The sequence below is a fragment of the Paraburkholderia sp. BL10I2N1 genome (assembly GCF_004361815.1).
In the GTDB taxonomy this organism is placed as follows: domain Bacteria; phylum Pseudomonadota; class Gammaproteobacteria; order Burkholderiales; family Burkholderiaceae; genus Paraburkholderia.
Genome location: NZ_SNWA01000002.1, coordinates 2,533,001 through 2,557,762, shown reverse-complemented (window position 1 = coordinate 2,557,762; position 24,762 = coordinate 2,533,001). Strand labels below are relative to the sequence as shown.

The following is a 24,762-nucleotide window of genomic DNA, read 5'->3' as shown; positions in this document are numbered from 1 at the left end:
ATATTTCGAATGGTCGCGCCGCCCCTTGCTCGATTCCGCAAGCGTTGTTTGCCAGCGCGGGAGGGAGGGGCCAATGTCGAGCGCCAGACTTATTCGAAAGCTTCTCAACCTGTCCGCACTGTGGTTGTGCGCGTACGCCGGCTCGGCATGCGCGCAAAGCGGCGATTCAGTGCCCGCCTACCACCACACGGGCGACCGAAGCGGCCAGTATGTCGTGGCGGGCCTCACCTGGCAGAGTGCGCCACGCCTGCATCGGGACGTGCGCTTCGACGGCGCGGTCGAGGGGCATGTCTATGCCCAGCCGCTCTACTGGCACCCTCCCGGGGCGACGAGCGGACTGCTGATCGTCGCGACTGAAGCGAACGTCGTCTACGCGCTGGATGCCGTAACGGGTCGCGTGGTCTGGCGCAATGCACTCGGAACGCCTGCACCTGCGGCTGCACTGCCGTGCGGCAACATCCATCCACTTGGAATCACTGGCACGCCGGTGATCGACTCCGCGACTGGCGCGCTATATCTCGACGCGCTGGTGGTCCGCCGGAATGAGCCGAGGCACCTGGTGTACGCGCTGTCGCTGCGCGACGGCTCGGCGCTGCCGGGCTGGCCGGTCGATATTGCCGTAGGGCTGCAGGCGAACGGAATGTCGTTCACGCCGCGCCTGCAGAACCAGCGAGGGGCGCTGACACTTCTCGATGGGCGGCTGTTCGTGCCATACGGCGGCCACTACGGCGACTGCGGCGACTACCATGGCTGGGTAGTTGGCTTGCGACTCGACACGCCAGCGGTCTTCGGCGGATGGGAGACTCGCGGACGCAAGGGTGGCATCTGGGCCCCTGGAGGAATCGCCACGGCCGACGCCGCCCTGTTCGTCTCGACCGGCAACACCGCCGGCGCCGATAGCTGGGCGGATGGCGAGGCAGTCATCCACCTCGCCCCCGACCTTCACCGGTCCGCAAGCCAGCACGACGCGTTTGCACCCGCCGACTGGCACGAGCTGGACGAGGCCGACCTCGACCTCGACGGTGCCAACCCGATGCCGATCGAACTACACGGCCATCGCCTGATCGTAGCGTTGGGCAAGGATGGCAAGGCCTATCTGCTGAACCGGGAGAATCTGGGCGGCATCGGCGGTGAGCTCGACGTGCAGCAGGTGTCGCGCGGGCCAATCCGCGCCGGGCCCGCCTCGTACGCCACGCCGGATGGGGTTTTTGTCGCATTCCCGGGCGCCGGGTCGGCGTGTCCGGGCGGAAGCGACACCAATGGTCTGGTCGTGTTGCGGATCAGCGCGGCTTCTCATGGCGGCTTGCGTACGGCCTGGTGCGCGAAAATTGACGGTGCGGGTAGCCCGATCACGACAACCAGCGACGGCAGCGCGGACCGCATCGTATGGATCGCAGGCGCGGAGGGCGACAACCGTCTGCATGGTTTCCGGGGCGACAGCGGCCAGCCGGTGTTCGTCGGCGGAGGCACTGACGATGTCATGCCCGGGCTGCGGCATTTCGTGACCATCCTCGCCGCAGAAGGGAAACTCTACGTCGCGGGTGACGGCAGAATCTACGCTTTCAGCATCGGACCGTGAGCCGGCTACCGGGCAAAGACGACGCCACGGACCGTTTTGAGAACATACTGCTGACGCGGCGAACGCTGCATCACCGGTACCCAGCCGAGTGTATAAAGAAAGCTCGACGCCGCGGAATTCACAGCCCTCGCTCTCAGGGTTCACGCAATAGGAGTACGCGGCCATCGGAGGTAGTGATGACCGATCTCTATCATCAGATCACAATCGAGGCCCCGGCCGGGCGCGTGTTCGCCGCGCTGGCCACCCAGGAAGGACTGCAGGCGTGGTGGACGGAAGATAGCGTCTTCGAAGCGCGCCCGGGCGGCATGGCCGAATTTGGTTTCTGGGAACGCAGCGTCGTATTCCGCATGCGTGTCGACGAGCTGGATCCGCCGCACAGGCTGGTGTGGTCCTGCGTCAGCGGGCCACCGGACTGGGTCGGCACCACGCTCAGTTTCGAGCTGGCGACGCTCGAGGCAGGTAAGACCCAGGTCTCTTTCCTGCACGCCGACGCACAGTCGGCAGCAAAGGCGATAGCCGAGCGCAACACGACCTGGGGATGCCTGATGCGCCAGCTGAAACACCAACTTGAAGGCATACCCTTCAACCCGGTGTTCGCGGTGTCGGGACGTCTGCGATGAATCTCCCTCTCCAACCCGGCACCTTGTGGCCCGCCATCCTGCGCCAAACGACGCATGCGCTGGCTTGTGGCGCGTTGCACCCGATCGGGACACTCCCCACGACGATCGAAGATGGCGGCGTACGCTTCCTTGTCCGCCAGGTGTCGAGTCTCGCGCGCAAGGATGAGGACCAGCAAAAGCGCAAGGCCAGGACTGCGGACGGTTGCAAACCTAACCCTTTCCTCCCTTACGACCCGGACCTCTTCGTCGCTGATATCTCGGAGACGCACCTCGCCCTCCTCAACAAGTTCAACGTCATCGATCATCACCTCCTCATCGTCACGCGTCGTTTCGAACTGCAGGAGGCGTTACTCAACCTGGAAGACTTTGCCGCGCTGTTCACCTGCATGGCGCAGTTCGATGGCCTCGGTTTCTACAATGGCGGTCTGGCCGCCGGCGCGAGCCAACGTCATAAGCATCTGCAGATCGTGCCCTTGCCACTCGATGAACTGGACCCGCTTTTGCCGATCGAGCCGCTCCTCGCGGCTGCATGCATGGACGGATTGATCGGTTCCGTACCCGGCCTCGCTTTTCCCCACGCGTTTGCCCGACTGGAGCCGTTGAGCGCAACGCATCCGCTGGAGACGGCTCACAGAGCATTCGAGCGCTACCTCGCGTTGCTCGATAGAGCCGGTATGCCGGCGATGGTTGTCGATGGCGAACCGCGGCAGTCGGCGCCGTATAACCTGCTCGTCACGACCCAGTGGATGCTGCTTGTGCCGAGATCGACAGAGTGCGTCGAGGGAATCCCGGTCAATGCCCTGGGGTTCGCGGGGTCCCTCTTCGTTCGTGACGAAATGCAGATGGAAACGGTCCGGAGACTCGGCCCGATGACCGTATTGCAGCGAGCCGCCAGGTCGACTTCGAAGTAAGTCCGTTCTTACGGCCTGCGTGCCTGACGTGTTGTCAAAGAACGTTCAACATCATCTTGCCCACCGGACAGTTACTGCTTGCCCGAAGCAAGCTGCTGGTTGCGCTCAGCAAGAAACTGGATCAAGGCGTCAACGCTGCCCTGCTGAATCTTATCGTTGAACTGCTGCCGATACGTTTGAACCAGCCACGAGCCGAGCACGTTCAGGTCATACACGCGCCAGCCTTGCGGCGTTTTGTACAAACGGTAGTCGATTTCTACGGGTCCGGCATCGTTGATCGCGACCGTGCGCACCACGACGTCGGTATCGGTCGGCGCGACGCGCATCGGCGGGTAATCGATCTTTTGATCCTGGCGAAGCTGCGCAAGCGTGCCCGCGTACATATGGATCAGCAGCGCCTGGAACTGGTCGGCCATCTGCTGCTGCTGCGTCGGCGTCGCCGTCCTCCAGTGGCGGCCCATCGCGAGCTGCGTGGTACGGTGAAAATCGATGTAGGGAAGGATGTCCCTGTTCACGACATCCTTGATGCGAGAGATATCGGTCGGCTCGATCGCCCGGGTGTGCACCTCGTCGAGTATCTGCTGGGTTACGGTCTTGATCAGCGCCTGAGGATCCGACTGGTCGACCTGCGCGTACGCCGCGCCGCCGAACATGAATAGCGCTGAGAAAACAGGGATGAGGAACAGAATCTTCATATGTAGGGTTCCGGCAATATTCACTATCGCGAGTGACAAGCATATTCCATCTACGCCAGATCGGCAGGCGCTGCTGCGCATCACCTTGAGTGTCACACCAAACGGGTGAGGCAGTCGGCACTCTGCGTCGTCCGCCCGCTCGACAATGATAGGAAGCCGTTCGGCGTGTCGCCATGCATTTTTTCAATGCAGGAAGGACTGATGGATTGCCTGAACCCGCTTCGGCGCCAGTCCAGAGGGGCCGGGACGCCCGCAGACTTTGTCGTCGCGCTTCTGGCCTTTGTGCCCGCGATCCACATAGGGCCCGCAAAGAAGATGCCTGTCGAAGCGTTGTCGCCGCTTGCGGACTGAAGCGCCGTGTGGCGATTGCTGGCGTCGCTGCAGGCAAAGCCGGTTTGCGTCAAACTGACAGTTCATCGGCAGCCAGAGCGTGCCCGTCGTGCGCGCGGCGCCTCGACTTTCCAGCCATGCAAGACATGGAGCATGCAACATGTCCACCGTGCCCCGTATCAAGGCGGCGATCCTCGACGATTATCAGAATGTCGCACTGACGATGGCCGACTGGTCGCCGCTGGACGGCCGCGTCGACATCGCTGTGTTCAATGACCACATCGACGACGTTGAAAAACTGATCGATCGTCTGAAGCCCTTCGACGTGCTGTGTGTAATGCGCGAGCGTACGCCGCTTACGGGCGACATCATCGACAAGCTGCCGAACCTCAAGCTGATCGCGTCGACCGGCGCGGCGAATGCGTCGATCGATCTCGACGCCGCGGCTCGCCGTGGTATCGAGGTGCGTCACACGGGTTACAGCTCCACGCCGACGATCGAATTCACGTGGGCGCTCATCTTGAGCATGGTTCGCAACATACCGCTCGAGAACCAGTCGTTCCGGCAGGGCGGCTGGCAACTGTCGCTGGGAGAAGAACTCGCCGGCAAGACGCTCGGCCTGCTTGGTCTGGGACGCGTTGGGTCCGCCGTCGGTGTGATCGGCAGTGCGTTCAGAATGAACGTCATTGCGTGGAGTCAGAATCTCACGGCGGAACGCGCGCAAGAGAAAGGCGTACAACGGGTCAGCAAGGACGAACTGTTTTCCGGCTCCGACCTCCTGTCGATCCATGTGCGTTTGAGCCCGAGAACGCATCATCTCGTTGGCGCAGCCGAATTTGCCCGGATGAAGCCGACCAGCCGGCTGATCAATACGTCGAGAGGTCCGATCGTCGACGCCGCCGCGCTCGTCAAGGCTTTGACGAGCGGTCAGATCGCCGGCGCCGCGCTGGATGTTTACGATGTCGAGCCTCTAGACAATCCGCATCCGCTGCGCGAATTGCCCAATCTATTCGGGACCCCGCATATCGGCTACGTGTCGAAGGAACTGTATCGCACGTTCTATGGTGATACGGTCCGCAACATCGTTCAGTGGCTTGACGAGACCGCGCGCGCTTCGAAGGCGTGACGCAGACAGTATGCGATACACGTCGCGCGGGTGGTGCAGGCACGCGAGTTCCCGTGCCTGCTCAGGAGCCGGCAGAAAAACTGGCGCTGTCGCTTCTTCAAAGTGCGTTCGCAATCGCAGCGAACACGCGTCCGACGTCCTCTTCGCTGGTGCGCCAGTTACTGAATGCGGCACGGATAGCCCGCGTGCCGTGCAAGACCGTGGGCGACAGGAATACCTGCCCATCGTCGCGCAGACGCCTTATGAGCATTTGAATTCGCTCTTCACCCGGTTCATGGGCGAGCGTAAAACAGACCACGTTCATTCGAACCGGCGCCAGTAGCAAGAGTCTCGGTTCGTTGGCGATACGCTCGCCCAATGCACGCGCCGCGGCGATGTTCTGTTCGACGATGTCACGATGCCCCGCTTTACCGTAGCTAGCCACAGCGAACCAAACCGCGAGTGCCCGAAGACGTCTCGAATTTTCGGGCGTGAGGTGCACGAAATCGGGTTCCCCCTGCGGAAATCCAAGATAAGACGCGTTGTTCTGGAACACGCGTACCTGCAGATCGCGACGCCGCGTGAACTGGAGCGCACTGTCATAAGGCACGTTCAGCCACTTGTGGCAATCGATGCAAATGGAATCTGCCGCGTCGAGCACGCGCACGAGGTGTGCGTGCTCTGCCGTCAATGCGGCGAATCCACCGAAGGCTGCATCGACGTGCAACCAGAAATTGTGGCGGCTCTTCAGTTCGACAATCGCGTCCAGATCGTCGAAGTCGACGGTATTCACGGTGCCGGCGTTGGCAACGACAATCGCAGGGGCGCCCGCGAGGCTGGTCAACACTTCATCCAGCGCGACCACATCGATTGCCTCACGTCCGGGTAACAGCGGTACGCGCTGGATGGCCTGCCGTCCGAGACCAAGCATGGATGCCGCCTTGTAGATGCTCGAATGCGGTGCGCCCGACAACACGCGTACGGCTCCCAGTGCGGCCAGACCTTGCTCACTGACGGATACGCCCGATCGCTCGCCGAGCCATTCGCGCGCGATGGCCAGTCCCACCATGTTCGACATGGTCGCGCCACTGACGAACGTCCCTGTGTGCGCAGTCGATATACCGAACATCTCCCGCATCCACGCCACGGTCTCACGCTCGAGATCCGGTGCCAGTGAGTCGAGGCCGGAGGTTGGATTCTGGTCGAAAACGCTGGTCAACCAGTCACCTGCGAGCGAGGCAGGTGTCGCACCGCCAGTGACGAATCCCAGATACCGCGGCCCGGCACTGCCTGAAAAACCCGGCGCCCATCTTGCGCGAAAATCGGCGAGCGCGACATCGAAGCCTCGTCCTGTAGCCGACAAGGGCATCGATGCGGGCGCTTTAGGGGCCTGCGCGACCGGCCGGTCATCCACAGCGGCAAGCAGCTGAGCCGCGTATTCCTGCGTCGTGGACAGAATCTGGGCAATACGGTCGAGATCGTGTTTCAGGTCGGGATGCATGATGGTTCGCTATCAACGTGTCCGACAAGCATGATCCGTCAGACTGAAATCCTGAAGATACAATTCCATAAGAACTGTACTGGTCAGCGGGACGCGCGGCTGCCTATGCCGGATTCGCTGCCGATCGCGGTTCGACGGGCAAGGATGTCCTCCCGACCATCCCCTTTCAGCGCGTAACCAGATCGATATCTTCGGCAAAGAAGCGCCGGCGCGCCGCTTCATCACTCGGCGTGTCCGGCCCGAGGCCCGATATATCCGGCGCACGCGCCGGCTCTTTGGCGAGGTGCGGCAGCACGTGCGCGCGGCGCGCGTCTGCGATTGGACCGGTCTCGTACAACAATCGGGTGAGCCAATCTTCGACGCGGTGTAGTGCCCCGTAATACGTGTCGTGCTGTTCGGCGTAAGCGTGTGCGGCGGCGTCCCAGTCGTCGGTGCCGAGCAGGCAGTCACGCAGCACCCTGACGTCGCGCAACGTGAGCGATAACCCGCACCCCCATGACGGGTCGCTGGCGGCGGCCGCATCGCCGATCAGCACCACGCCGTCTCGATACGGATGGTCGACCCAGGAGTCGGCGCCGGGATAGGCTGCCAGCGGGCCAGCGAGCGTCGCACCGGCGTACCAGTCGCGGGGCGCGCCGGTTTGGACGCACGCATCGACGAATTCGCCGATATGCTCGCTGCCGCTAATGGGACACCGCCGCTGCTCAACCCCGGACACGAAATAGGATCGGAATCGTTGCGAACCGAGCGGAAAAATCAAGGCTCCCTGCCCGCACGACGGATTCTGGAAGTAATGAACCGCGTCGTCCGGCGCGCCCAAGCCTTCATGTAACACGCCCGCAACGACCAGCCGCGCCGGATCCTGGCGCAGGATGAAGCCCGCTGAACGGCGCACCATCGAACGGCGACCCTCTGCACCCACTACGAGGCGTGCCGACACGCGCTCCGTACCGTGGCCCGAACGCAGTTGCACGACCGGCGCATTCCCCGGCTCGACTCCAACCACTGCCGTACCGCGGCGCACCACCGCGCCCGCCGCTTCAGCCGCATCGAGCAGCTTGCGTTGCATCGTCGGATGATGGAAATCGAGACACCCGCTATGTGCCGGTGTTGTTTCGGGAAGATCGCGGCAATCTCGCGGCACAGGTCCGAGGTAACGTTTCCACCAGCGGACCTCATGCGCGCCACTGTCGCGTAGCAGGCCATCGATACCTAACGCGCATGCCTCCGTGACGCCCCACGGGTGCATTCCCTCTCCACGTACGCGATCCTTGAAGACCACCTCGCGTTCAATGACGAGCGTGCGGATTCCCTGGGTCGCCAATGCGCGACCGAGCGTCGCTCCGCCCAGGCCGCCGCCCGCGATGACGATATCGTAGTGTCCATGTGCCATTTGCGTCGATCCTGAGCGGAGTCGGGGTCACGTGCTCACGTGACCAGACACCCAATAGACGATCGTCCGGCGGCGGGTTTGCAGTTGCGTTCAACGGTTGCGCGAAGCGGCGGGCAGGCCGTCCAGCCTTGTCAACAGCTCCGAAGCCCGTCTCCCCAGCGCGCGAGGCAACCCCGGCGTCGCCAGCACCGTATCGATGCGTGCGCGCCAGTAGGCCGGTGTCGTCACCATGGCCGACGGGTTGACGTCATGGCAGCGAATCAGGCGCTCCAGCTGCACAATCATGGTCTCGATATGCGACAGCTCCTGCATGGCATGGTCGTGATACCACATATGCACCTCGTCAATCCAGCTCTGGTGTTGCTGTTGTACCGGCCGTCGCCCGACTTCAGGCATGGCACCGACGCGGCCATCGCCGCGGCTTACCCGAGCCACGGCGCCCGTGGCCATCGATGCGGCATCGAGCAATCGGCCTACCGCGGCGCTGGTCGAACGTTCTGGTTAAGGCGAAAGAAATTGGTCGGGTCATACCTTTTCTTCAGTTCCATCAGTCGCGGATCGTTTTCGCCGTAAGCAGAGCGCACCCGATCCTCACCTTCCTCGCCGAGGTTGTTCGCATCGACCCCGCCAGTCGAGAACGGTTTGACTGCGTCCCATACCTCGCGCGCCCAACGGATATTCAGGTCGTCGTCGGCGGGATCGTCCCAGATCGAAATCGGAAAGCAGTCGTAACGCGCATCACGGTTCACATAGGCCGTTTCCGATTTCGACATCCGCGCGATCGCCCCGCCAACCTGCTGCAACACGAGCAGCGATGTGACGGAGGGCGCGTTCGCGTAGACGCTGAGCATTGTGTCGATGGCAGCGTCGGTGAGTTCGCCCAGGAATTGGGATTTCCAGTAATAGCGCCGCCCCCGCAAGAAGATGCCGTGCGATCCGGCGCACGGGATCGACTTCAATTCGCTTCATGCGCGAAAGATCGATCACGATCCCCTGGTCGCACACCGACAGACCCGCCACGTTGTGGCCGCCACTGCGAACCGCCACAATGTAGTTGCCCGACCTCGCGAAGTTAACCGCCTCGATGACGTCATTCGCATCGGCGCAATAGACGATGATCGCTGGTCGCCGGTCGATTGCACCGTTCCACACCTTGCGGGCGCACTCATATCCAGCATCCACCGGCAGGACGACCTCACCGCGCACGCGCTGCCGGAATCGCTCGACACTCGATGCTGGTTGATCGACGGCCCCGCCGGCACTCTCAATGCGCTTGCCCACTTCGATCGAGCCTTCTCCTCGCGTCCCGACCAGGCCGCCGACAGCTTCGCATCCGCCTGTCGCGGCTCACTCGTACAAAGGGATGTGCAGATCGCCTGTATGACGACGCCGTTGACCGGATTCCTACGCCGCCCAAAATTCTTACATAACGTAAGATAGACGAAAATATGAAAGTGTTTTGTAGGGATTACCCGGGTGCAGCATTGCGATACCTTGCTTCGAACGCAATGATCGCCGCGCACGCGGACAAACGGGAATACGGGCAAGTGACATAATTCCCACTTTGCAGTTCTGCACGACAGCGACTGCTTTATCGCCTCGAAACACAAGGAGATTCAAATGAGCAAGGGATATTGGGTGACCGCATACCGCAAGACGAAGGACCCGTCGAGGCTGGCGGCTTACGCACAGTTGGCGGCGCCCGCTCTGGCAGCCGCTGGCGGCAGATTCATCGTGCGGGGAGTGGCCGACGAGGCTCGTGAGCAAGGTTTGAAGGAGCGGACGGTCGTGATTGAGTTTCCGACCTACGAGCAGGCAGTTGCCGCATATGAAAGCGACGCGTACAAGAAGGCGCTTGAAGCCTTGGGCGACGCCGTCGAGCGCGATCTGCGAATCATTCGCGGCGCCGAATGACACGCGGCATGCGACCGACGCAGACGGAGTAAGACGGTCCGCTATCGGGTGGATCGGACAGCCGGATGTCTGCGCGAATGCACAGGCCGACCTAAGCGCGTCTCCGACGCGCTAGCCATCCCGGATGCGAGGTCAAACGAGCAACGTCAAGGTGTCAAACAGCACAAGATCTTCTTTCTTTGCCGATCTTGCGTGTTGGCGGATCACTTGCAGGAGGCACTCGATAAAGCACGAAGCCGCTCCGCTCAGCGTGCTGTTGCGTCGGGTGACAATGCTCAGTTGTCTCGGCTCGAATGCTTCCCTCAACGCCAGAACCGCCAGGTGCGCCTTGAACGGCGCCGCCACTTTCAGAATGGTCGGGCACCACGTGCACATATCGGCTCGTTCGATCAGGGTCTGGAGCGTCCCCAGTGAGTGCGCGCGCACGATGCGGCGCGGGTCTATTTGCGCACCATGGCGCGTAAATAGATAGTCGATGAGCGCGTCCCGCCCGTCCGGCGCGAAATTCAGCGCCCAGTCCTGGTCCAGTAAATCGTGAATTGAGCGACACGCCTGCCGAGGATGTCCTTGGCGCACCATAACGGCTGTCTCGTAGTTCAAGACCGGCTCGCAGGAAAACTCCTGCGTGGCAATAGACGGATCCAACTGCCCGATCACGAAGTCCATGTCGCCCGCACGCAAAAGCGGCTGCGCGACAGCCATCAGACTCTCGAACAGTTCCAGCTGAATATCGGGCATTCGCTTGCGGAACAGCAAGACCGTCTCGGCCAGAAACGTCAATGTGATCCACGGGGTGACTCCGACACTAAGCCGTCCCTCCGCCCGACCGCGTAACCTGGCCAGTTCGTTCTGTGCGTGATCCAGCTGATTGAGGACCAGCCGCGCATGCGTCAACAGCGCCCTGCCATATTCGGTAAAGCTGATCCCTTCAGGCGCGCGTATCAGCAGCGGCAGTTGCTGAGCGGCCTCAAGTTCGCGCAGTGCACGCGTGACAGCGGCCTGAGATATCCCCAATGAACGCGCGGCCGCCCGGATGCTGCCCGTTTCCGCACTCGCGACCAGCGCCTGCAATTGATGAAGCTTCACGAAACCACCCCGACAACAAACGGTTGTCAGCATAACAAAACTGCGGCTTCCCACTCGACATTTCGCTGAATAGCATTCCGACCAGTGCACACATCTGCGTCCTCGAACACCTGACGGCGTCGTGCGACGACAGAACCAGTCCACTCTCCAAAGGAATTCGTCAATGGTTCAAGACTGCGTTTTGCCCGGCATCGCCGCGATTCAAAAGGAAATGATCGGCTTGCGCCATCGCATTCATGCGCATCCGGAGCTGGGTTTTCAGGAGATGGCGACGAGCGAACTCGTCGCCGAATGTTTGAGCAAGTGGGGATATCAGGTCACGCGCGGTGTGGGCAAAACCGGCGTGGTCGGCACATTGAAGAACGGACAGGGACCCTCCCTTGGATTGCGCGCCGATATGGACGCGCTTCCCATCAGGGAGGCGACGGGCTTGCCCTATGCCAGCCGTAACGACGGCGTCATGCACGCATGCGGCCACGACGGGCATACCGCCACATTGCTGGCTGCAGCCATGTATCTGGCGGAAACGCGAGCGTTCTCCGGCACGCTGAACCTGATCTTCCAGCCCGCTGAAGAAGGCCTCGGCGGTGCGCAAAGAATGATGGAAGACGGTCTGTTCGAACGCTTCCCGTGCGATGCCATCTTCGCCCTCCACAACGTTCCGGGTTATCCGGCAGGCCGTCTGGGTTTTTTCAGCGGCGCATTCATGGCGTCTGCCGACACCGTCACCATTCGTGTGGTGGGTCGCGGCGGACACGGCGCCGTGCCGGACAAGGCCATTGACCCGATCGTCGTATGCGCGTCGATCGTGACGGCGCTGCAAAGCATCGTGTCGCGTAACGTAAGCCCGCGCGATCTGGCCATTATCAGCGTCGGGTCGATTCATGCGGGTGTCGCGTCGAATGTGATCCCGCCATCGGCGGAGATGCTACTGACCGTCCGGGCGCTTGCGCCGGATGTGCGCGATCTGCTCGAACGCCGGATTCACGAACTGGTGCACGGGCAGGCTGCAAGTTTCGGTGCGCATGCGGAGATCGACTACTTCCGTTGTCATCCGGTGCTGATCAATCATCGTAAAGAAACGGACTTCGCGCGCCAGGTGGCAGTGGAGTGTCTCGGCACGCAGGCGATCATCGACGACCTCGAACCCTTCACCGCCAGCGAGGACTTCGCCTGCATGCTCGAAAGATGTCCTGGCAGCTACCTCGTGATCGGTAATGGGGACGGCGAGCGCAGTTGCGCGCTACACAACCCCGCCTATGACTTCAACGACGACTGTCTGGCAGTGGGCGCCAGCTATTGGGTCAAGCTGACCGAGCGATTTCTGGCATGAACGATCCGCGCGGGATACAGGCAGTTCAACAAACGACATTCAGGAGAATCACATGAAGAAGACACTCGCGGCGATCCCGTTCGCTCTGATGATGTTGACCGGTGGCGCAAGTGCCGCCGATTGGTCCGGTAAGGAAATCAGGCTGGCGGTCGATCCAACCTACCCGCCGCTGGAGTTCAAAACGCCAGACGGCAAGCTGACCGGCTTTGGCGTGGATATCGCCAACGCGCTGTGTGCGGAACTCCGTGCGCGGTGCGTATGGGTTGAAACCAGCTTCGACGGAATGATCCCCGGACTGCTGGCGAGAAAGTTCGACGCGATTTCGTCGTCGATGAGCATCACGCCGAAGCGCATGCAGCAGATCGCGTTCACGAACAAGATCTCGAACGCACCGGCCCGGCTGGTGGTCAAGCGCGACTCCGGTCTGCTGCCCACCGCCGCTTCATTAAAGGGCAAGCGCGTCGGCGTCGAACAGGGTTCGACCCAGGAGGATTACGCGAGAGCGAAGTGGGAGCCGGCGGGCGTGCAGATTGTCTCTTACCAGAACCAGGATCAGGTCTACACAGACCTGATCTCGGGACGGCTCGACGCGGCATTTCAGGCATCGATAGAAGCGAGCGAAGGCTTTCTCAACAAGCCCGAGGGCAAGGACTACAGGTTTGCCGGCGCGGCTTTGGACGATCCGAAGTATTTCGGCCCTGGCGACGGTCTTGGCCTTCGCAAGGAAGACGTCGCGTTGCGTGATGCATTCAATCAGGCACTGGCTGCCGTGCTCGCGAATGGAACCTACGCACGGATCAACAGGAAGTACTTCGACTTCGATATCTACGGCGCGAAGTGAGCCGGCCTCAGCGCCCGCCGCCTTGATCAACCGGGGGCCAGACGGTCAGCTTCGCCGTCCGTCGGTCCCTGTTTGGCTCGAACAGATCTGCTACCCCCTCACCGCCCCATCGTCCGCATCGCCCGATATTCACGCCGCACGATATCCATCAGCTCCTCAACCGACGTGCTCGCCGCCTCCCGCTGATACGTCACGCGCCCTCGCTGCATCAGCATGACACGGTCCGCAATATCGAGCGTCTGCGCGTAGTTGTGCATGATCATGATGATGGACAAACCGCCCTTTGCCTTCAGCCGCAAGATCAGATCGATGATCAGCCCCGCCTCGCGGGCGCCCATCGCCGCGAGTGGTTCGTCCAGCAGCAGAATCCTTGCGTTCGAATTGACGGCGCGCGCAACTGCAATGGCTTGTCGCTGACCACCTGAGAGCTGCTCGACCGGCAGATCGACCGACGGCACATGCACGCCAATCTCTTCGAGACACTCCGCTGCCCGGCTACGCATGGCGCGGTTGTTCAACAGCCGGAATGGGCCCCGGCGGATGATCTCCCGATTCAGGAACATGTTGTGATAAATACTCAGGGAATTGGCCAGCGCCAGATCCTGGTAGACGCATTCAACGCCAAGCGAGCGGGCGTGATCAACCGAGCGAAGCATCGTCTCCTCGCCGCCCAGGAAAAGCCTGCCACTCGTCTGCTGATGAAACCCGGTGAGAATCTTGATCAACGTCGACTTGCCCGCACCGTTATCGCCGAGGATGCCGAGGATCTCCCCCTGCCTGAGCGTCAGCGATACGCCATCGAGTGCCGTGACCGCTCCAAAGCGCTTGACAATATCTTCGCCGCGCAGCGCCTCCCGCACGTCCGACATCACAACTCTCCCTTGCGTGCCAGGCGAACGACGTGGATGTTGAAGATCATGGCAGCCAGGATCGCAGCGCCGAGAATCATGTTGAAGGTGAAGGCGTTGATGCCGATCAGCGTGAACCCGTCATTGAGAATGCCAAGGACTGCTGCGCCGATCAGGCCGCCGATGATCGTGCCCGAGCCGCCGGCGAGTGGCGTGCCGCCGATCACCGCGGCGGCGACCGCGAGGAACATGATCTGGTTGCCCCCTGCTTGCGGATCGATCGAAGAAATCCGGAACCCCTCCAGAATTCCGGTAAAGCCCGCGAGCACCGCGGCGATAACAAAGTTGCCGAGTTTCAGGCGCCTGACATGGATACCCGCTTCGCTCGCGCCTAGCGGATTCGCCCCTGACGCAATCGTATGCAAGCCCCAGCGCGTATGCCGGAGCAGGACGTGCATGACCGCGGCAATCGAGATCGCCCAGATGATTTCGCTGTAGCCCCACGCCCCCATGAACGCCGCGAAACCGGCACTGTCCGGGGGTGAAACCGGTGTGCCTCGTGAAATCGTCAACGTGAAGCCGTTGACGAAAAACAGCGTACCAAGCGTGGTGACGAAGGATGGGATCCGCAGGTACACCGTCACGGCACCGTTGATGAACCCGACGAGGCCGGCCGCGAGCACGCCGGCCAGCAAGGCGATCCCTGCGGGCAAGCCGGCCTCGTGGGCGAAATGCATGACGAAGGGCGCGAACGCGAAGACCATCCCGGCGGAGAGATCGATCTCCCCGCCAATCATCAGCATGATTTCGCCAAAGGCAATGAGCGCAACCGGGGCGATGAACTGCGACAGGTTCTGGAGGCTGGCCCCGGTCAGCAGAAAATCATGGTTGGCTGCCTCGAAGTAGGCACTGAGGATCAGCGCAACCGCGAGGATGCGAATCTCGCTCGACCGCACGATCGACCGGGACCAGAGTCCCGGTCGTCCGCTGGATTTTTTAGTGTCCGTCACAGAAGACGTCACCCCTTGATCGCACCCGTGCGCGGCACGATCTGAGGCTTCGTGCTCTTGCCTTCATAGCGTGTCGAGGTGTTCAGGTAGGGTTCGACCGTGCCTTTAGTCACGAATTTCAGGCCGGTATTGACATTGGCCGGTCCGACAAGCCCACCTGACGACAGGAAGACGAACGCCTGGACCACCGTATAAAAGCCTTGCACGTAAGGCTGCTGATCGATCGTGAAGTCGAGGAAGCCTTCGTGAATCAGCTGGACCGTGCGCGGCAACAGGTCGAAGCCGCCGCCATGCACGCCCTTGGCTGGCAGGTTGGACTCTTTCATCACTTCCGCGACACCCTGGGTACTGCCCGCATCGACCGCGAACATGCCTTTGAGGTCCTGGTGGCCGAGGTAAAAGGACTTGATCTTCGAGAGTTCTTCGTTGACCGTCGCACCCGTCGCGATGGTCTGCACGTCGATCTTCTTGCCCGATTTCTTGATCGCCGCGACCGCGCCGTCGAGCCGGGGCTGAATGTTGAGCTGGCCTGGCGTCGCGATAAAGAGCCCAACCAGACCGCTATCGACGAGGCTTACGATGCGCTCACCCATCTGATAGCCAGACAGGTACAAATCCTGGCCGATGTAAGAGAGACGAGGATTCGACGAGCCCTGCGGGGCATCGGCGTTATAAGCGAATACCGGGATGCCAGCGTCGAGCGCTGCCTGGATCGGCTTGTCGAACGCCTTCGGGTCGACGATCGGCACGGCGATGGCGTCCGCTTTGCCGGCAATGGCCGCGTTGACGGCGTTCACCATCTCGGCAATGTCAGCATTAGCCGAGCCGGTCCATTGATAGTCCATCCCGAGCAAAGCCGTGGAGTCCTGAATGCCATATTGCGTCGGAACGAAGAACGGGTTCGTCGTGACATGGTTCACGAATACGATCTTCCAGCGCTTGTGGTCCGGGAACGGCCCCGCTTCCGCAGCCTGTGCCGGCGTAATCGCTCCGCCCAGCAGCGCCAGTGCGGCGCCGAGGCCCGCACCCTGTAGCAATCCGCGACGCATGACCTGCACTTCGCCCTTGCCTTCCTGCTCTTCCGTCATGTCATCCTCCAGTCTTTCAGTTATTGAATAACTCGCTGTGCATGACGGCGCAGGCCGGGAAAGCGCCGGTGCCGGGCATCACCACACCTCACGAACCACGTGTGCATGCGCGTGCGCCTGACGACCCTGCGGAAAATGCTATATCACGCACTTTTGCCTATTAATCGATGTATACCCTTAACTAGTCCGACTATTTGATCGTTGCCGGACGCCGCTTCATCACAGCTGCATTCAGACGGACAGCACTTCCGCATGATTGAAGCAAGTTCCGGGGCGACGGTCGTTGCAGACCACGCTCGCGGGTAACGCCGATGCGCAATCCTCACCGCTTTTGTGCCACACCCGCTGCGCTCCTTTCGGCTTGTGTTTCCTTGCCTTGCGGCCGGCAGCACGAATGCGGGATCGGTCGCGGACCTGTTCGCCGGTGGTGGCTCGAACGTTTCCGATAGCGATCTGCACTATGTGCCGTTTTAATAGTATTACTATCACGGGCCGCGACATTCGCACTGACGGATGCCAGCGCCGGGCCGCTGTGGAGAGTTACGCGGGGTGGTGGCTGCCGACTTCCAGGATGCTCTCGGCATCCGCGCGGGCGTTTTCGAGCTGGACCAGACTGGCGTGTCGCGCACCCAGCGGATCGCGGTTCTGGATGGCCGTGAGGATCGCCTTGTGGCGTGGCAATGACAGCGCATGTGTATCGGGGTGGCGGCTCGTCAGCTTGATCGACTCCGACAGGGCGAGCGACAACATGTTGCCTATATACGCCAGCATGTCGTTGTGTGTTGCCGTCATGATCGCACGGTGAAACTCGAGGTCCGGATCCAGCAGCGCGCTGGCGGTTGGCGCGTGCTCCATCCGGTCATAGGCAGATGCGATGCGCGCAACCTCGTCGCTGGTCGCCGCGGTGGCGGCGAGTGCCGCTGCCGCAGGTTCGATGATGCGGCGCACCGTCAATAGCGAGCTGAAGAATTCGCCTTCCGGAACGCTGCTGATTGTCCAGTACAGGACGTCGGGGTCGAGCATATGCCAGTCCGCACGCGGCTTCACGACACTGCCGACACGCGGTTTCGACACGACCAGTCCTTTTGCCACCAGCACGCGCGTCGCCTCGCGCAGCACCGGGCGGCTGACACCATAGCTCTCGCACAGAACCGTTTCCGCAGGCAACCGCTGTCCCGGCTGCAACTTGCCGCTCACGATATTCATGCCAAGTTCCTGCACGATGCGGCCGTGCATGCTCTTGCGTTCTTGAAGATGACGATAGTCCATGGTCAGAGATCGCGGTCGCGCACGGCTCAGTTCTGCTCCGACCTATGCAGCGTTCGAAACGGCACATACACCGTTGCCAACGCGGATACCGGTCTGCCACGATGAGCGCCGATGCGTTTTTGAAGCATAGCACGCGCCCTCTGGCGGCACCCGCCGGTCGATGCGCCTGGCTCGTCAGCTGATACATGTGGTGTTGGCGCCGTCGTGCCTGTTCACGATGAGGCGTCGCGGTGCCATGTCTGAGGCTGCGGATGTGTCTGGCGGTGTCCAGGACCGCACGGTCTTGCTCTTGACCTAAGGCATGCCACCGAAGCGAGCGTGCGACCTGGAAACAATCAGTCCCGCAATGTGCGTTTAACGCGTTACAGCGCCGACGGCGTCCTGCGTCATGACGAGCGCGAGCGAGGCGGACAGAATCTATTGAATGGTTCGGTGATGCGTGAGCCAGGCTCACCGGGGACCGCCGCTTATTCCACCACCAAGGCTGGCGTCACCGGGATGGCGAAGGTATTTGCGTCCGAACTCGTTCAGCGCGGCATCCGCGTGAACACCGTTATCCCGGGCGGCACGCGCACGCCGATCTGGACGCGCGGTGCAAGAGCCGGAGCGACCATTGATGAGGTCGAAGAGGCGTCCTGCCCAGCATTCCGCTGGCTCGCCTCGCTACCCCGGAAGAGGTGGCCGCGGCTGTGCTTTTCCTCGCGTCCGACGATGCTTCGGGAACGACGGCGGCGGAGATTGTCGTCGACGGTGGCATGACCGGCGCACCACGGGGCGCGCCTATGTTCCGCAAGGGGTAAACGGCAAGGACAGGCGTGCATTGAGGCGATCGACACGCGCGGGATAGCCGGCGTGTCGACGACTTTCCGTCTCGCTCTATAGCGGCATGCAGGACCCGTTAGCCCGCAAACTGCTGCAACTGTCTGACAGCGTCCTGCAGCTCGCTCTCCAGTTGGGCGAACAGTTCAGCCGCAGGCAATGACCTTGCCAGAGCGGCTGCCTGCCCCGCCCATTGTGCACCGTATCCAAACTCTCCCTTCGCTTTGGCTGCCGCGTGAAGCGCCTTTCCTGCGTCGTACGCGACCGGGTACACGGGCGGCTTCGGCGACCGCGCATCGTCACCGAGTTCGGTGAAGCTGTTCACCATGCTTCTCGCGATTCGCCCTGAGATTGCTGCCGTAAAGGTTGTCTGGCGCGCCGGGGCTCCAAGCATCGCACGGCGATAACCTTCGTCGATCGACGTTTCCGGGCAGGCAACGAAGGCGGTTCCGAGCTGAGCGGCCTGAGCACCGAGCGCCAGCGCCGCCGCAATCCCGGCGCCATCCATGATGCCGCCAGCGGCGATGACCGGCAGATCGAATTCCTTAACCAGCAAGCGAGTCAGAGCAAACGTGCCCAACCGGTCGTCAAACGCATCCGTGTCGAAGATACCGCGATGTCCGCCCGCCTCGATGCCCTGGGCGACGATTGCGTCGGCACCCGCCGCGGCAACCTGAGCAGCCTCCTTCAGATTCGTCGCCGAGGCCAACAGCCTGATGCCGGCTTTTCTCAGGTCAGCGATGACTTCAGAGGGTGGCAAACCGAAATGGAAACTGACAATCGCTGGCTTCTCGTCGAGGAAGACCTCCAGCATGGCAGGGTCCGCAACAAAGCTCGTATAGATCTCCGACAGCGACGCAGGCGGCTTAGCCCCGTATTTTTCGAACAGCGGCGCGAGCCAGTTCAACCATTGCCGATCGACAGCTTCGTCCGCCGCTGCAGGGCTATGACAGAAAACGTTGATGTTAAAAGGCTTCCCGGTCAGTGCCCGCGTCTCCCTGATGATCTTACGCGCGCCCTCAGCGTTCATCGCTCCAACGCCCAAAGAGCCCAGGCCCCCGGCATTGGATACAGCAGCAGCCAGTGCTGGCGTGCTAACGCCAGCCATTGGCGCCTGAATGATCGGCTTTTTGATGTTCAGCAAACGCAATAACGCTCGTTTGTCCGTCTGGTTGCTCATCTCGCTTCCTCTTCAAATTGGGTTTGTCGCCAATGCCGTCTACCCGATCCTGTCCGTCAATCACAACGCCAGTCGAAGTCCGGCTTCGTTAGCCGTCTCTTATATGCGGACGTCTCGCTCGCCCTGGCGAACAAACCGGGCGGACCCGATGCTTCACAGTCCACTGGTCGAAACGGTCTGATCGCCCGCCTAGGTCCCCAGTCTTTGCATCAGAAAATCCACAAAACTGCGCACACGCGACGACAGATGCCGTGAGTGCGGATAAAGCAGGATGAACGGCCTCGAACATCCCCCATACGGCTTGAGCAGTTCCTTGAGCGTTCCGTCCGCGATGTCTTTCTCGACAATGAAGCGATAGGTCTGGAATACCCCTGCCCCATGTCGAGCCAGGGTCACCCCGGCAAGCGCATCGCCCGATGAGCCACACCCTCCGCGCGTCACCATCTCGACCGATTCGCCATCCCGCTTGAAATCCCAGGCCAGGTGGCGACCGGTACTCGGCAACTCGAACTGGATGCAGTCGTGGTTAATCAGATCGTCCGGCGTGTCCAGTCTGGCAGCAACTCTGCGCAGGTACGCGGGTGATGCCACGACTACCAGCTCCGAATCCTCGAGCTTTCGCGCGATCAGACTGGAATCCTGCGGAGCGCGACCCCGGATCGCCAGATCGTAGCCTTCATCCGCAAAGTCGATGTTTCGGTTACTCAGGTGCGTTTCGACGGTGACATCGGGATAACGCTCACGGAAGTCCGCCAACAGAGGGAGAACGCGATAGTGACCGTACGGCGTTGGCATGCTGATTCGCAAGACGCCAGCCGGGCTTGTCTGTTGCCCTGTCGCTTCGCGCTCCGCATCCGCGAGCTGGCTCAGCGCCTGCCGGCACTGCTCGAAGTACCGCTTTCCAAGGTCCGTCAGTCGGATCTGCCGCGTCGTCCGCACGAACAGCCGTGCATCCAGGCGCTTTTCAAGCCGCGCCACTGAACGGCTGACCGCAGCGGGCGTGACGCTTGCAGCCGTCGCAGCGAGCGTGAAACTTCCCAGTTCCGCGGCAAGACAGAACAGTTCGATACTGCCCAGAAGGAGGTCGTCAAATTGGCGCTGCATGGTCTTTCAATGACATCCGATTCGTGCTCCTGTCGAGCGGCGCTTGAGCCATGCCACCTCCCGATGGAAAGTGCCGTCGGGCCTCTACGGATCGAAGCAACGCTTCGTATGCGCTGGTGATGTACGTCGAACGTGCGATCAGCCAGGTGTCGATCGCGGCAATTTCCTGAGTCCGGACATCGATCGGGGCGCGCTGCAAATCCAGTATCGACCTCGGGCAAAGCGCAAAACACGATCCCGCCGCGACGGACGCGAGGATCGAGTGGTATGACCCGAACTCCATCACGTTCCAGTAATTGTCTCCCTCAAACGCCCTGGTGCTCAACCATCGTTCGAGCACGCTTCGATACGTGCAGCCTCTGGAAAATGCAGCCAGTGTCGTTATCTTGAGGTCCTCCGGCCGGCTTGCGGGAGGGTGGTTGGGCGGCAGCACCAACAGCATCTCTTCCGCGTATGCCCATGTTGCCTTCAATCCGCACTCGGCAAACCTTGTGCCAGGTTCCGGTAAACCATCGAAACCCGCCTCGGCGACAAACGCGCAGTCCAGCCGGCTGCTTGCCACTTCGTCGACCAGTGAGCAGGACGTACCGATCGAAAGCTCCAGATGAACCTGCGGCCATCTGCTATGGTACGACGAAAGAAGCGCCGGCAGACGCGTCGCTGCGGTACTTTCCATCGCGCCAATTCGCAGCTGCCCCGTGGGTCGATCCGGCGTCATTGCCTGACGCGCTTCTTCAGCCAGGGACAGCAGGCGCTGCGCGTATGCGAACATTCGGTGCCCATCAGGCGTCAAGGTCATCTTCCTGCCGTCTCTCGAGAAGAGCTGAACCTTGAGTTCCTCCTCAAGCAGCTTCACCCGTGTCGTTACGTTTGACTGGACCCGTGCCAGATGCTGCGCCGCCCGGGTGATGCTTCGCTGCGTTGCGACTGCACAGAAAATTTCTAGCGATGAGAGGTCCATTTCGCGCTCGGTGAGATTCTCACTCGGGGACAATACCTGTCGAGATTGTCCGACTTGATGAAATCGGCGGTCAACCGGCAGGCTCGCAGACCAACCTCCGGCATCCCGCAATCTGGTCACGAGAACTCAGTCGATTTCGAAACCGTTTCCCACTTGTCTATTTCAGTGCTCAGCACAGACAACTTATCCCGGACCACGCTCAGCGCGTCATTGCCGAGCAGCAGATGAACCGGCGGCTTATCCATCTCGACGATATCCAGCAGGACCTGTGCAGCCCTTGCCGGATCGCCTGCCTGCCTTCCGTCTTTTGCCATGCGGGCCCGGCGAACCGGGTCGAAGACGGGGTTGTAGTCGTCTATTCTCCGCTCCGCGCGCACCATCGAACGGCCGGCCCAATCAGTCCGGAATGCACCTGGTGCGAGCGGTTACCTTGATGCCAAAACCGCGCACTTCCTTGTCCAGTGTTTCCGAGATCCCCTCGAGAGCGAATTTGCTGCCGCTGTAGTACGAGATACCGGGGAATGTCACGAAGCCGGCCATCGATGTGATGTTGACGATGTGACCCGTGCGCCGCACACGCATCGACGGAAGCACCGCCTTGATCATCGCCACGGCTCCGAACACGTTGACGTTGAACTGGCGAATCAGTTCATCGAGCGGCGACTCCTCAAGGGTTCCTTCGTGGCCATATCCAGCGTTGTTCACGAGAACGTCCACCGGCCCCACGCGCTCCGTGACGCCTTTAACGATTGGCTCAATCGACGCAAAGTCGGTTACGTCGAGAACCACGCCGTGAGCGAGTTCTCCATGCAGCTTCTCGAATTCCGCTTTTGCGGCCTCGCTTCTGACTGTACCTATGACGGCGTTGCCGGCGGCCAATGCAGCTTCAGCAAACGCCCGGCCAAAGCCAGAATTAACGCCTGTGATCAAAAACACCCGCTGGGCAGCTTTGTTCATCGCTGCACACTCCTTCATATTTGCAAACGACCGCGCAAGCAGATCGTTCACGCCTGTTGACGACCTGCCGGATCAGACCGCAGCGAATCGAGGCGCTTTGGGCTGAAGCGCAGGAGACGCCACAGCGCTCATATCTGCTGCTTGCGTGGAACCATTCAACCGGAAGAACTCCGTACAAAAATCGACGAAGGTCCGAAACCGCACGGGTAGCCACTCGCGGTGTGAATAGAACAGACAGATTTCCACGCCTCCGTCGCATGTCGAGCACTTCGGCAGAACCTGAACGAGATGACCCATCGCGATGTCTTCACGGATCATTGCTTCAGGCAACGCCGCAATGCCGGTGCCGGTCAGCGCGGCCGCGCGTAACAGGACCTCATTGCCATCCATTGACGACATCGGCAACACGCTGACGCGCCGCCCGTCCTCTAGCAACTCGATGAAGTTTGTGCCCTTCTGCCGGGATTGCCGGTCCAATAACAGAAAATGTTCGGAGAGGCCGGCAGCCTGGGTTGGCGTGCCATATCGGTTCAGATAACCTGGCGAGGCCACCATGACCCTCGACGATTTCGACAGCGTCCGTCGGACCACCGCGGATTGCTCAACCAGATGTGGCGGCAGAATAGCCGCGTCGTAAAGTCCGTCGTAAAGATTCACGGCGCCTTCCTGCACCGACACCATGAGATTCACACTGGGGGCGACCGCACGATAGTTCGATACGAAACGGGAGAACGTCTCGCTCACGAGCATCGGATGCACGACGAGACGCAACCTGCCGCTGTCGACATCCCTCTCCTTCGTAATCCGGCGATTCGCTTCGTCAAGCTCCTCGAGCAGGCGACAGCAACTGAGGTAATAGGGCTGCGCGGCCTCGGTCAGGGTCACGGACCGCGTCGTGCGATGCAGCACCCGGGTCTGGATACTGGCTTCCAGCTTCGCAATTGCTTTGGAGATTGAACCTGTTGTTACGCCGAGCGAGGCGGCCGCCTTGCTAAAACTTCGATACTGCGTCGCCGCAACGAACGCCCTCAACATATAGAGCTGGTCCATCCGCTACCTCACCGGATAAAGGCCAAATGCAAGATCTGCCCGCTGCACAAACCGGCCCTGGCGATCAATTCAACTGGAATTTACTCCACTCCGACTATTGCCTCATCGCCTATGAACAAGCTTAGCAACGTTTCAGGGAGGGCACGCGCGGTTTGTGATGATAGGGGTATCGCTCGAATCGATTGCCAACGACCACTATCGTCTCGATCCGGAATGTCCGACATCTTGAACACGTCGTTCTCTCGATAACGCTCGCGAGCTTTCGTTGCACCACGTACATATGTGCTTGACAGTTTCGCCTCATCGGCAACAGTCAATCGCGGCAACGCGGCACTCAATCCGGTACTATCGAACGCAACAGCATCATGCGGATGCCAGTTAATCAATCTCGATCTGGGGAATAGACATGGCTCTGACGGTCAGGCAACAAGCGATAAAAGATGAGTTCATCCGTGTCCGAAATACGTGGGCTCCGCAATGGAAGAGCATCCTGCGCATGGACTGCGAGTTTCTGAACGCCTACCTGAAGCTGTCGGCGGTTCCCCTGACGCACAACTACCTTGAGAACAAGGTAAAAGAATTCATCTACATTGCCGTCAATGCCTCATCGACGCACCTGTTCGCGCCTGGCATCCAGATACATATCAAGGCGGCGATTGAATTCGGCGCCACACGTGATGAACTGATGGAAGTACTCGAGCTAACCAGCACAGTCGGCATCCATGCATCGAACGTAGGGGTTCCGATCCTGCTCGAGGTTCTGGAAGAAGAAGGTTTGACGAATGGCGCGACGCTTCTCGACGATAGACAGGAGGCGCTCAAGCGACGGTTCATCGAAGAACAAGGCTATTGGGATGCGTCATGGAGCGCGCTGCTCACACTTGATCCCGATATGTTCGAAGCTTACTTTGAATTCTCCGCGATCCCCTGGCGCACCGGCAAGCTTGACGCAAAAACAAAGGATCTCGTGCTCTGTGCGCTGGATGCCGCGGCCACCCACCTTTACAAGCCGGGCATCAAAACGCATATGCGCAACGCGATCCGGCACGGCGCGACCGCGCACGAAATCATGGAAGTGCTGGAGATCGTGAGCGTCATTGGCATTCACGGCGCGCTTATCGGGACACCCCTGCTCGAAGACAGCCTGGCGGCGTCGGCCGGGAAATAA

At 61.0% G+C, this 24,762-nt stretch carries 24 protein-coding genes and 2 pseudogenes; 10 read left to right on the top strand and 16 right to left on the bottom strand.

Annotated elements, in window-relative coordinates:
* The first annotated feature begins 73 nt into the window (after nucleotides 1-73).
* From B0G77_RS33810 to B0G77_RS33800, 3 genes are all read left to right on the top strand, one after another.
* Complete coding sequence (locus B0G77_RS33810; protein ID WP_133666149.1) at nucleotides 74-1,579, top strand: PQQ-binding-like beta-propeller repeat protein; 1,506 nt, start codon at nucleotides 74-76, stop codon at nucleotides 1,577-1,579.
* A 176-nt stretch (nucleotides 1,580-1,755) separates the two neighbouring features.
* On the top strand, nucleotides 1,756-2,199 hold the full coding sequence (locus B0G77_RS33805; RefSeq protein ID WP_133666148.1) for an SRPBCC domain-containing protein: 444 nt from the start codon (nucleotides 1,756-1,758) through the stop codon (nucleotides 2,197-2,199).
* Complete coding sequence (locus B0G77_RS33800) at nucleotides 2,196-3,110, top strand: phosphorylase (protein WP_133666147.1); 915 nt, start codon at nucleotides 2,196-2,198, stop codon at nucleotides 3,108-3,110. The genes B0G77_RS33805 and B0G77_RS33800 overlap by 4 nt, the downstream gene beginning before the upstream one ends.
* Nucleotides 3,111-3,181: 71 nt before the next feature.
* Here the strand turns inward: B0G77_RS33800 and B0G77_RS33795 are convergent, their stop codons facing one another.
* Nucleotides 3,182-3,805, bottom strand: coding sequence for an ABC transporter substrate-binding protein (locus tag B0G77_RS33795; protein WP_133666146.1), 624 nt, complete (start codon nucleotides 3,803-3,805; stop codon nucleotides 3,182-3,184).
* 490 nt (nucleotides 3,806-4,295) lie between these two features.
* Here B0G77_RS33795 and B0G77_RS33790 point away from each other — a divergent pair, with 490 nt between their 5' ends.
* Complete coding sequence (locus B0G77_RS33790; RefSeq protein WP_133666145.1) at nucleotides 4,296-5,261, top strand: D-2-hydroxyacid dehydrogenase family protein; 966 nt, start codon at nucleotides 4,296-4,298, stop codon at nucleotides 5,259-5,261.
* Between the two features lie 97 nt (nucleotides 5,262-5,358).
* On the opposite strand, the gene B0G77_RS33785 is transcribed toward B0G77_RS33790, so the two are convergent.
* The 5 genes from B0G77_RS33785 to B0G77_RS44845 all read right to left on the bottom strand — a co-directional run bounded on the left by B0G77_RS33785 (nucleotide 5,359) and on the right by B0G77_RS44845 (nucleotide 9,415).
* Nucleotides 5,359-6,741 (bottom strand): pyridoxal-dependent decarboxylase, encoded by a 1,383-nt coding sequence (locus B0G77_RS33785; protein ID WP_133666144.1) that lies wholly within the window; start codon nucleotides 6,739-6,741, stop codon nucleotides 5,359-5,361.
* A 166-nt stretch (nucleotides 6,742-6,907) separates the two neighbouring features.
* A complete protein-coding gene (locus B0G77_RS33780; protein WP_133666143.1) occupies nucleotides 6,908-8,134 on the bottom strand; it encodes an FAD-dependent monooxygenase in 1,227 nt (408 codons plus the stop codon).
* 90 nt (nucleotides 8,135-8,224) lie between these two features.
* On the bottom strand, nucleotides 8,225-8,602 hold the full coding sequence (locus tag B0G77_RS44855; RefSeq protein ID WP_243751328.1) for a hypothetical protein: 378 nt from the start codon (nucleotides 8,600-8,602) through the stop codon (nucleotides 8,225-8,227).
* 5 nt (nucleotides 8,603-8,607) lie between these two features.
* Nucleotides 8,608-8,907, bottom strand: coding sequence for a BBE domain-containing protein (locus B0G77_RS44850; protein ID WP_243751327.1), 300 nt, complete (start codon nucleotides 8,905-8,907; stop codon nucleotides 8,608-8,610).
* Entirely contained in the window at nucleotides 8,873-9,415 is a 543-nt protein-coding gene (locus B0G77_RS44845) for an FAD-dependent oxidoreductase (RefSeq protein ID WP_243751326.1), read from the bottom strand. The genes B0G77_RS44850 and B0G77_RS44845 overlap by 35 nt, the downstream gene beginning before the upstream one ends.
* 339 nt (nucleotides 9,416-9,754) lie before the next feature.
* Here B0G77_RS44845 and B0G77_RS33765 point away from each other — a divergent pair, with 339 nt between their 5' ends.
* On the top strand, nucleotides 9,755-10,048 hold the full coding sequence (locus tag B0G77_RS33765) for a DUF1330 domain-containing protein (protein ID WP_133666142.1): 294 nt from the start codon (nucleotides 9,755-9,757) through the stop codon (nucleotides 10,046-10,048).
* Nucleotides 10,049-10,180: 132 nt separating this feature from the next.
* On the opposite strand, the gene B0G77_RS33760 is transcribed toward B0G77_RS33765, so the two are convergent.
* Nucleotides 10,181-11,167: a LysR substrate-binding domain-containing protein gene (locus tag B0G77_RS33760; protein WP_133666994.1), complete on the bottom strand. Its 987-nt coding sequence runs from the start codon at nucleotides 11,165-11,167 to the stop codon at nucleotides 10,181-10,183.
* Between the two features lie 130 nt (nucleotides 11,168-11,297).
* Here B0G77_RS33760 and B0G77_RS33755 point away from each other — a divergent pair, with 130 nt between their 5' ends.
* Nucleotides 11,298-12,467, top strand: coding sequence for a M20 aminoacylase family protein (locus B0G77_RS33755; protein ID WP_133666141.1), 1,170 nt, complete (start codon nucleotides 11,298-11,300; stop codon nucleotides 12,465-12,467).
* A 52-nt stretch (nucleotides 12,468-12,519) separates the two neighbouring features.
* Nucleotides 12,520-13,308, top strand: coding sequence for an ABC transporter substrate-binding protein (locus tag B0G77_RS33750; RefSeq protein WP_133666140.1), 789 nt, complete (start codon nucleotides 12,520-12,522; stop codon nucleotides 13,306-13,308).
* A gap of 98 nt (nucleotides 13,309-13,406) precedes the next feature.
* On the opposite strand, the gene B0G77_RS33745 is transcribed toward B0G77_RS33750, so the two are convergent.
* The 4 genes from B0G77_RS33745 to B0G77_RS33730 all read right to left on the bottom strand — a co-directional run bounded on the left by B0G77_RS33745 (nucleotide 13,407) and on the right by B0G77_RS33730 (nucleotide 17,523).
* Nucleotides 13,407-14,177 (bottom strand): ATP-binding cassette domain-containing protein, encoded by a 771-nt coding sequence (locus B0G77_RS33745; RefSeq protein ID WP_133666139.1) that lies wholly within the window; start codon nucleotides 14,175-14,177, stop codon nucleotides 13,407-13,409.
* Nucleotides 14,177-15,178, bottom strand: coding sequence for an ABC transporter permease (locus tag B0G77_RS33740; RefSeq protein WP_133666138.1), 1,002 nt, complete (start codon nucleotides 15,176-15,178; stop codon nucleotides 14,177-14,179). The genes B0G77_RS33745 and B0G77_RS33740 overlap by 1 nt, the downstream gene beginning before the upstream one ends.
* Nucleotides 15,175-16,254, bottom strand: coding sequence for a sugar ABC transporter substrate-binding protein (locus tag B0G77_RS33735; RefSeq protein WP_133666137.1), 1,080 nt, complete (start codon nucleotides 16,252-16,254; stop codon nucleotides 15,175-15,177). The genes B0G77_RS33740 and B0G77_RS33735 overlap by 4 nt, the downstream gene beginning before the upstream one ends.
* A 540-nt stretch (nucleotides 16,255-16,794) precedes the next feature.
* On the bottom strand, nucleotides 16,795-17,523 hold the full coding sequence (locus B0G77_RS33730; protein ID WP_133666136.1) for a FadR/GntR family transcriptional regulator: 729 nt from the start codon (nucleotides 17,521-17,523) through the stop codon (nucleotides 16,795-16,797).
* Nucleotides 17,524-17,958: 435 nt separating this feature from the next.
* Here B0G77_RS33730 and B0G77_RS44840 point away from each other — a divergent pair.
* Nucleotides 17,959-18,096, top strand: a pseudogene (locus B0G77_RS44840) (SDR family NAD(P)-dependent oxidoreductase); the annotation flags it as partial.
* 104 nt (nucleotides 18,097-18,200) lie between these two features.
* The gene (locus B0G77_RS44835) at nucleotides 18,201-18,323 is read left to right on the top strand and encodes an SDR family oxidoreductase (protein WP_347814199.1); all 123 of its coding nucleotides are present in this window, start codon (nucleotides 18,201-18,203) and stop codon (nucleotides 18,321-18,323) included.
* 98 nt (nucleotides 18,324-18,421) lie between these two features.
* On the opposite strand, the gene B0G77_RS33720 is transcribed toward B0G77_RS44835, so the two are convergent.
* The 5 genes and pseudogenes from B0G77_RS33720 to B0G77_RS33700 all read right to left on the bottom strand — a co-directional run bounded on the left by B0G77_RS33720 (nucleotide 18,422) and on the right by B0G77_RS33700 (nucleotide 23,594).
* Nucleotides 18,422-19,522 carry a nitronate monooxygenase gene (locus B0G77_RS33720; protein ID WP_133666135.1) on the bottom strand — a complete coding sequence of 367 codons (1,101 nt, stop codon included), beginning with the start codon at nucleotides 19,520-19,522 and terminating at the stop codon, nucleotides 18,422-18,424.
* Between the two features lie 189 nt (nucleotides 19,523-19,711).
* Nucleotides 19,712-20,626 (bottom strand): LysR family transcriptional regulator, encoded by a 915-nt coding sequence (locus B0G77_RS33715; protein WP_133666134.1) that lies wholly within the window; start codon nucleotides 20,624-20,626, stop codon nucleotides 19,712-19,714.
* Nucleotides 20,610-21,587, bottom strand: a complete 978-nt coding sequence (locus tag B0G77_RS33710; RefSeq protein WP_133666133.1) for a LysR family transcriptional regulator — start codon at nucleotides 21,585-21,587, stop codon at nucleotides 20,610-20,612. The genes B0G77_RS33715 and B0G77_RS33710 overlap by 17 nt, the downstream gene beginning before the upstream one ends.
* A 116-nt stretch (nucleotides 21,588-21,703) precedes the next feature.
* Nucleotides 21,704-22,544: pseudogene (locus B0G77_RS33705) on the bottom strand (oxidoreductase).
* Between the two features lie 72 nt (nucleotides 22,545-22,616).
* On the bottom strand, nucleotides 22,617-23,594 hold the full coding sequence (locus tag B0G77_RS33700) for a LysR family transcriptional regulator (RefSeq protein WP_133666132.1): 978 nt from the start codon (nucleotides 23,592-23,594) through the stop codon (nucleotides 22,617-22,619).
* A gap of 406 nt (nucleotides 23,595-24,000) precedes the next feature.
* Between B0G77_RS33700 and B0G77_RS33695 the strand changes: the two genes are divergently transcribed.
* The gene (locus B0G77_RS33695; protein WP_133666131.1) at nucleotides 24,001-24,762 is read left to right on the top strand and encodes a carboxymuconolactone decarboxylase family protein; all 762 of its coding nucleotides are present in this window, start codon (nucleotides 24,001-24,003) and stop codon (nucleotides 24,760-24,762) included.

Excerpts from the sequence above, each read along its gene's own strand:
- B0G77_RS33755 (WP_133666141.1), top strand. The coding sequence starts at position 11,298 with ATGGTTCAAGACTGCGTTTTGCCCGGCATCGCCGCGATTCAAAAGGAA.
- B0G77_RS33810 (WP_133666149.1), top strand. The coding sequence starts at position 74 with ATGTCGAGCGCCAGACTTATTCGAAAGCTTCTCAACCTGTCCGCACTG.
- B0G77_RS33780 (WP_133666143.1), bottom strand. The coding sequence starts at position 8,134 with ATGGCACATGGACACTACGATATCGTCATCGCGGGCGGCGGCCTGGGC.
- B0G77_RS33720 (WP_133666135.1), bottom strand. The coding sequence starts at position 19,522 with ATGAGCAACCAGACGGACAAACGAGCGTTATTGCGTTTGCTGAACATC.
- B0G77_RS33730 (WP_133666136.1), bottom strand. The coding sequence starts at position 17,523 with ATGGACTATCGTCATCTTCAAGAACGCAAGAGCATGCACGGCCGCATC.
- B0G77_RS33795 (WP_133666146.1), bottom strand. The coding sequence starts at position 3,805 with ATGAAGATTCTGTTCCTCATCCCTGTTTTCTCAGCGCTATTCATGTTC.
- B0G77_RS33695 (WP_133666131.1), top strand. The coding sequence starts at position 24,001 with ATGGCTCTGACGGTCAGGCAACAAGCGATAAAAGATGAGTTCATCCGT.
- B0G77_RS33800 (WP_133666147.1), top strand. The coding sequence starts at position 2,196 with ATGAATCTCCCTCTCCAACCCGGCACCTTGTGGCCCGCCATCCTGCGC.
- B0G77_RS33760 (WP_133666994.1), bottom strand. The coding sequence starts at position 11,167 with ATGCTGACAACCGTTTGTTGTCGGGGTGGTTTCGTGAAGCTTCATCAA.
- B0G77_RS33785 (WP_133666144.1), bottom strand. The coding sequence starts at position 6,741 with ATGCATCCCGACCTGAAACACGATCTCGACCGTATTGCCCAGATTCTG.
- B0G77_RS44850 (WP_243751327.1), bottom strand. The coding sequence starts at position 8,907 with ATGTCGAAATCGGAAACGGCCTATGTGAACCGTGATGCGCGTTACGAC.
- B0G77_RS33750 (WP_133666140.1), top strand. The coding sequence starts at position 12,520 with ATGAAGAAGACACTCGCGGCGATCCCGTTCGCTCTGATGATGTTGACC.
- B0G77_RS33735 (WP_133666137.1), bottom strand. The coding sequence starts at position 16,254 with ATGACGGAAGAGCAGGAAGGCAAGGGCGAAGTGCAGGTCATGCGTCGC.
- B0G77_RS33805 (WP_133666148.1), top strand. The coding sequence starts at position 1,756 with ATGACCGATCTCTATCATCAGATCACAATCGAGGCCCCGGCCGGGCGC.
- B0G77_RS33790 (WP_133666145.1), top strand. The coding sequence starts at position 4,296 with ATGTCCACCGTGCCCCGTATCAAGGCGGCGATCCTCGACGATTATCAG.
- B0G77_RS33715 (WP_133666134.1), bottom strand. The coding sequence starts at position 20,626 with ATGCAGCGCCAATTTGACGACCTCCTTCTGGGCAGTATCGAACTGTTC.
- B0G77_RS33745 (WP_133666139.1), bottom strand. The coding sequence starts at position 14,177 with ATGTCGGACGTGCGGGAGGCGCTGCGCGGCGAAGATATTGTCAAGCGC.
- B0G77_RS33700 (WP_133666132.1), bottom strand. The coding sequence starts at position 23,594 with ATGGACCAGCTCTATATGTTGAGGGCGTTCGTTGCGGCGACGCAGTAT.
- B0G77_RS33710 (WP_133666133.1), bottom strand. The coding sequence starts at position 21,587 with ATGGACCTCTCATCGCTAGAAATTTTCTGTGCAGTCGCAACGCAGCGA.
- B0G77_RS33765 (WP_133666142.1), top strand. The coding sequence starts at position 9,755 with ATGAGCAAGGGATATTGGGTGACCGCATACCGCAAGACGAAGGACCCG.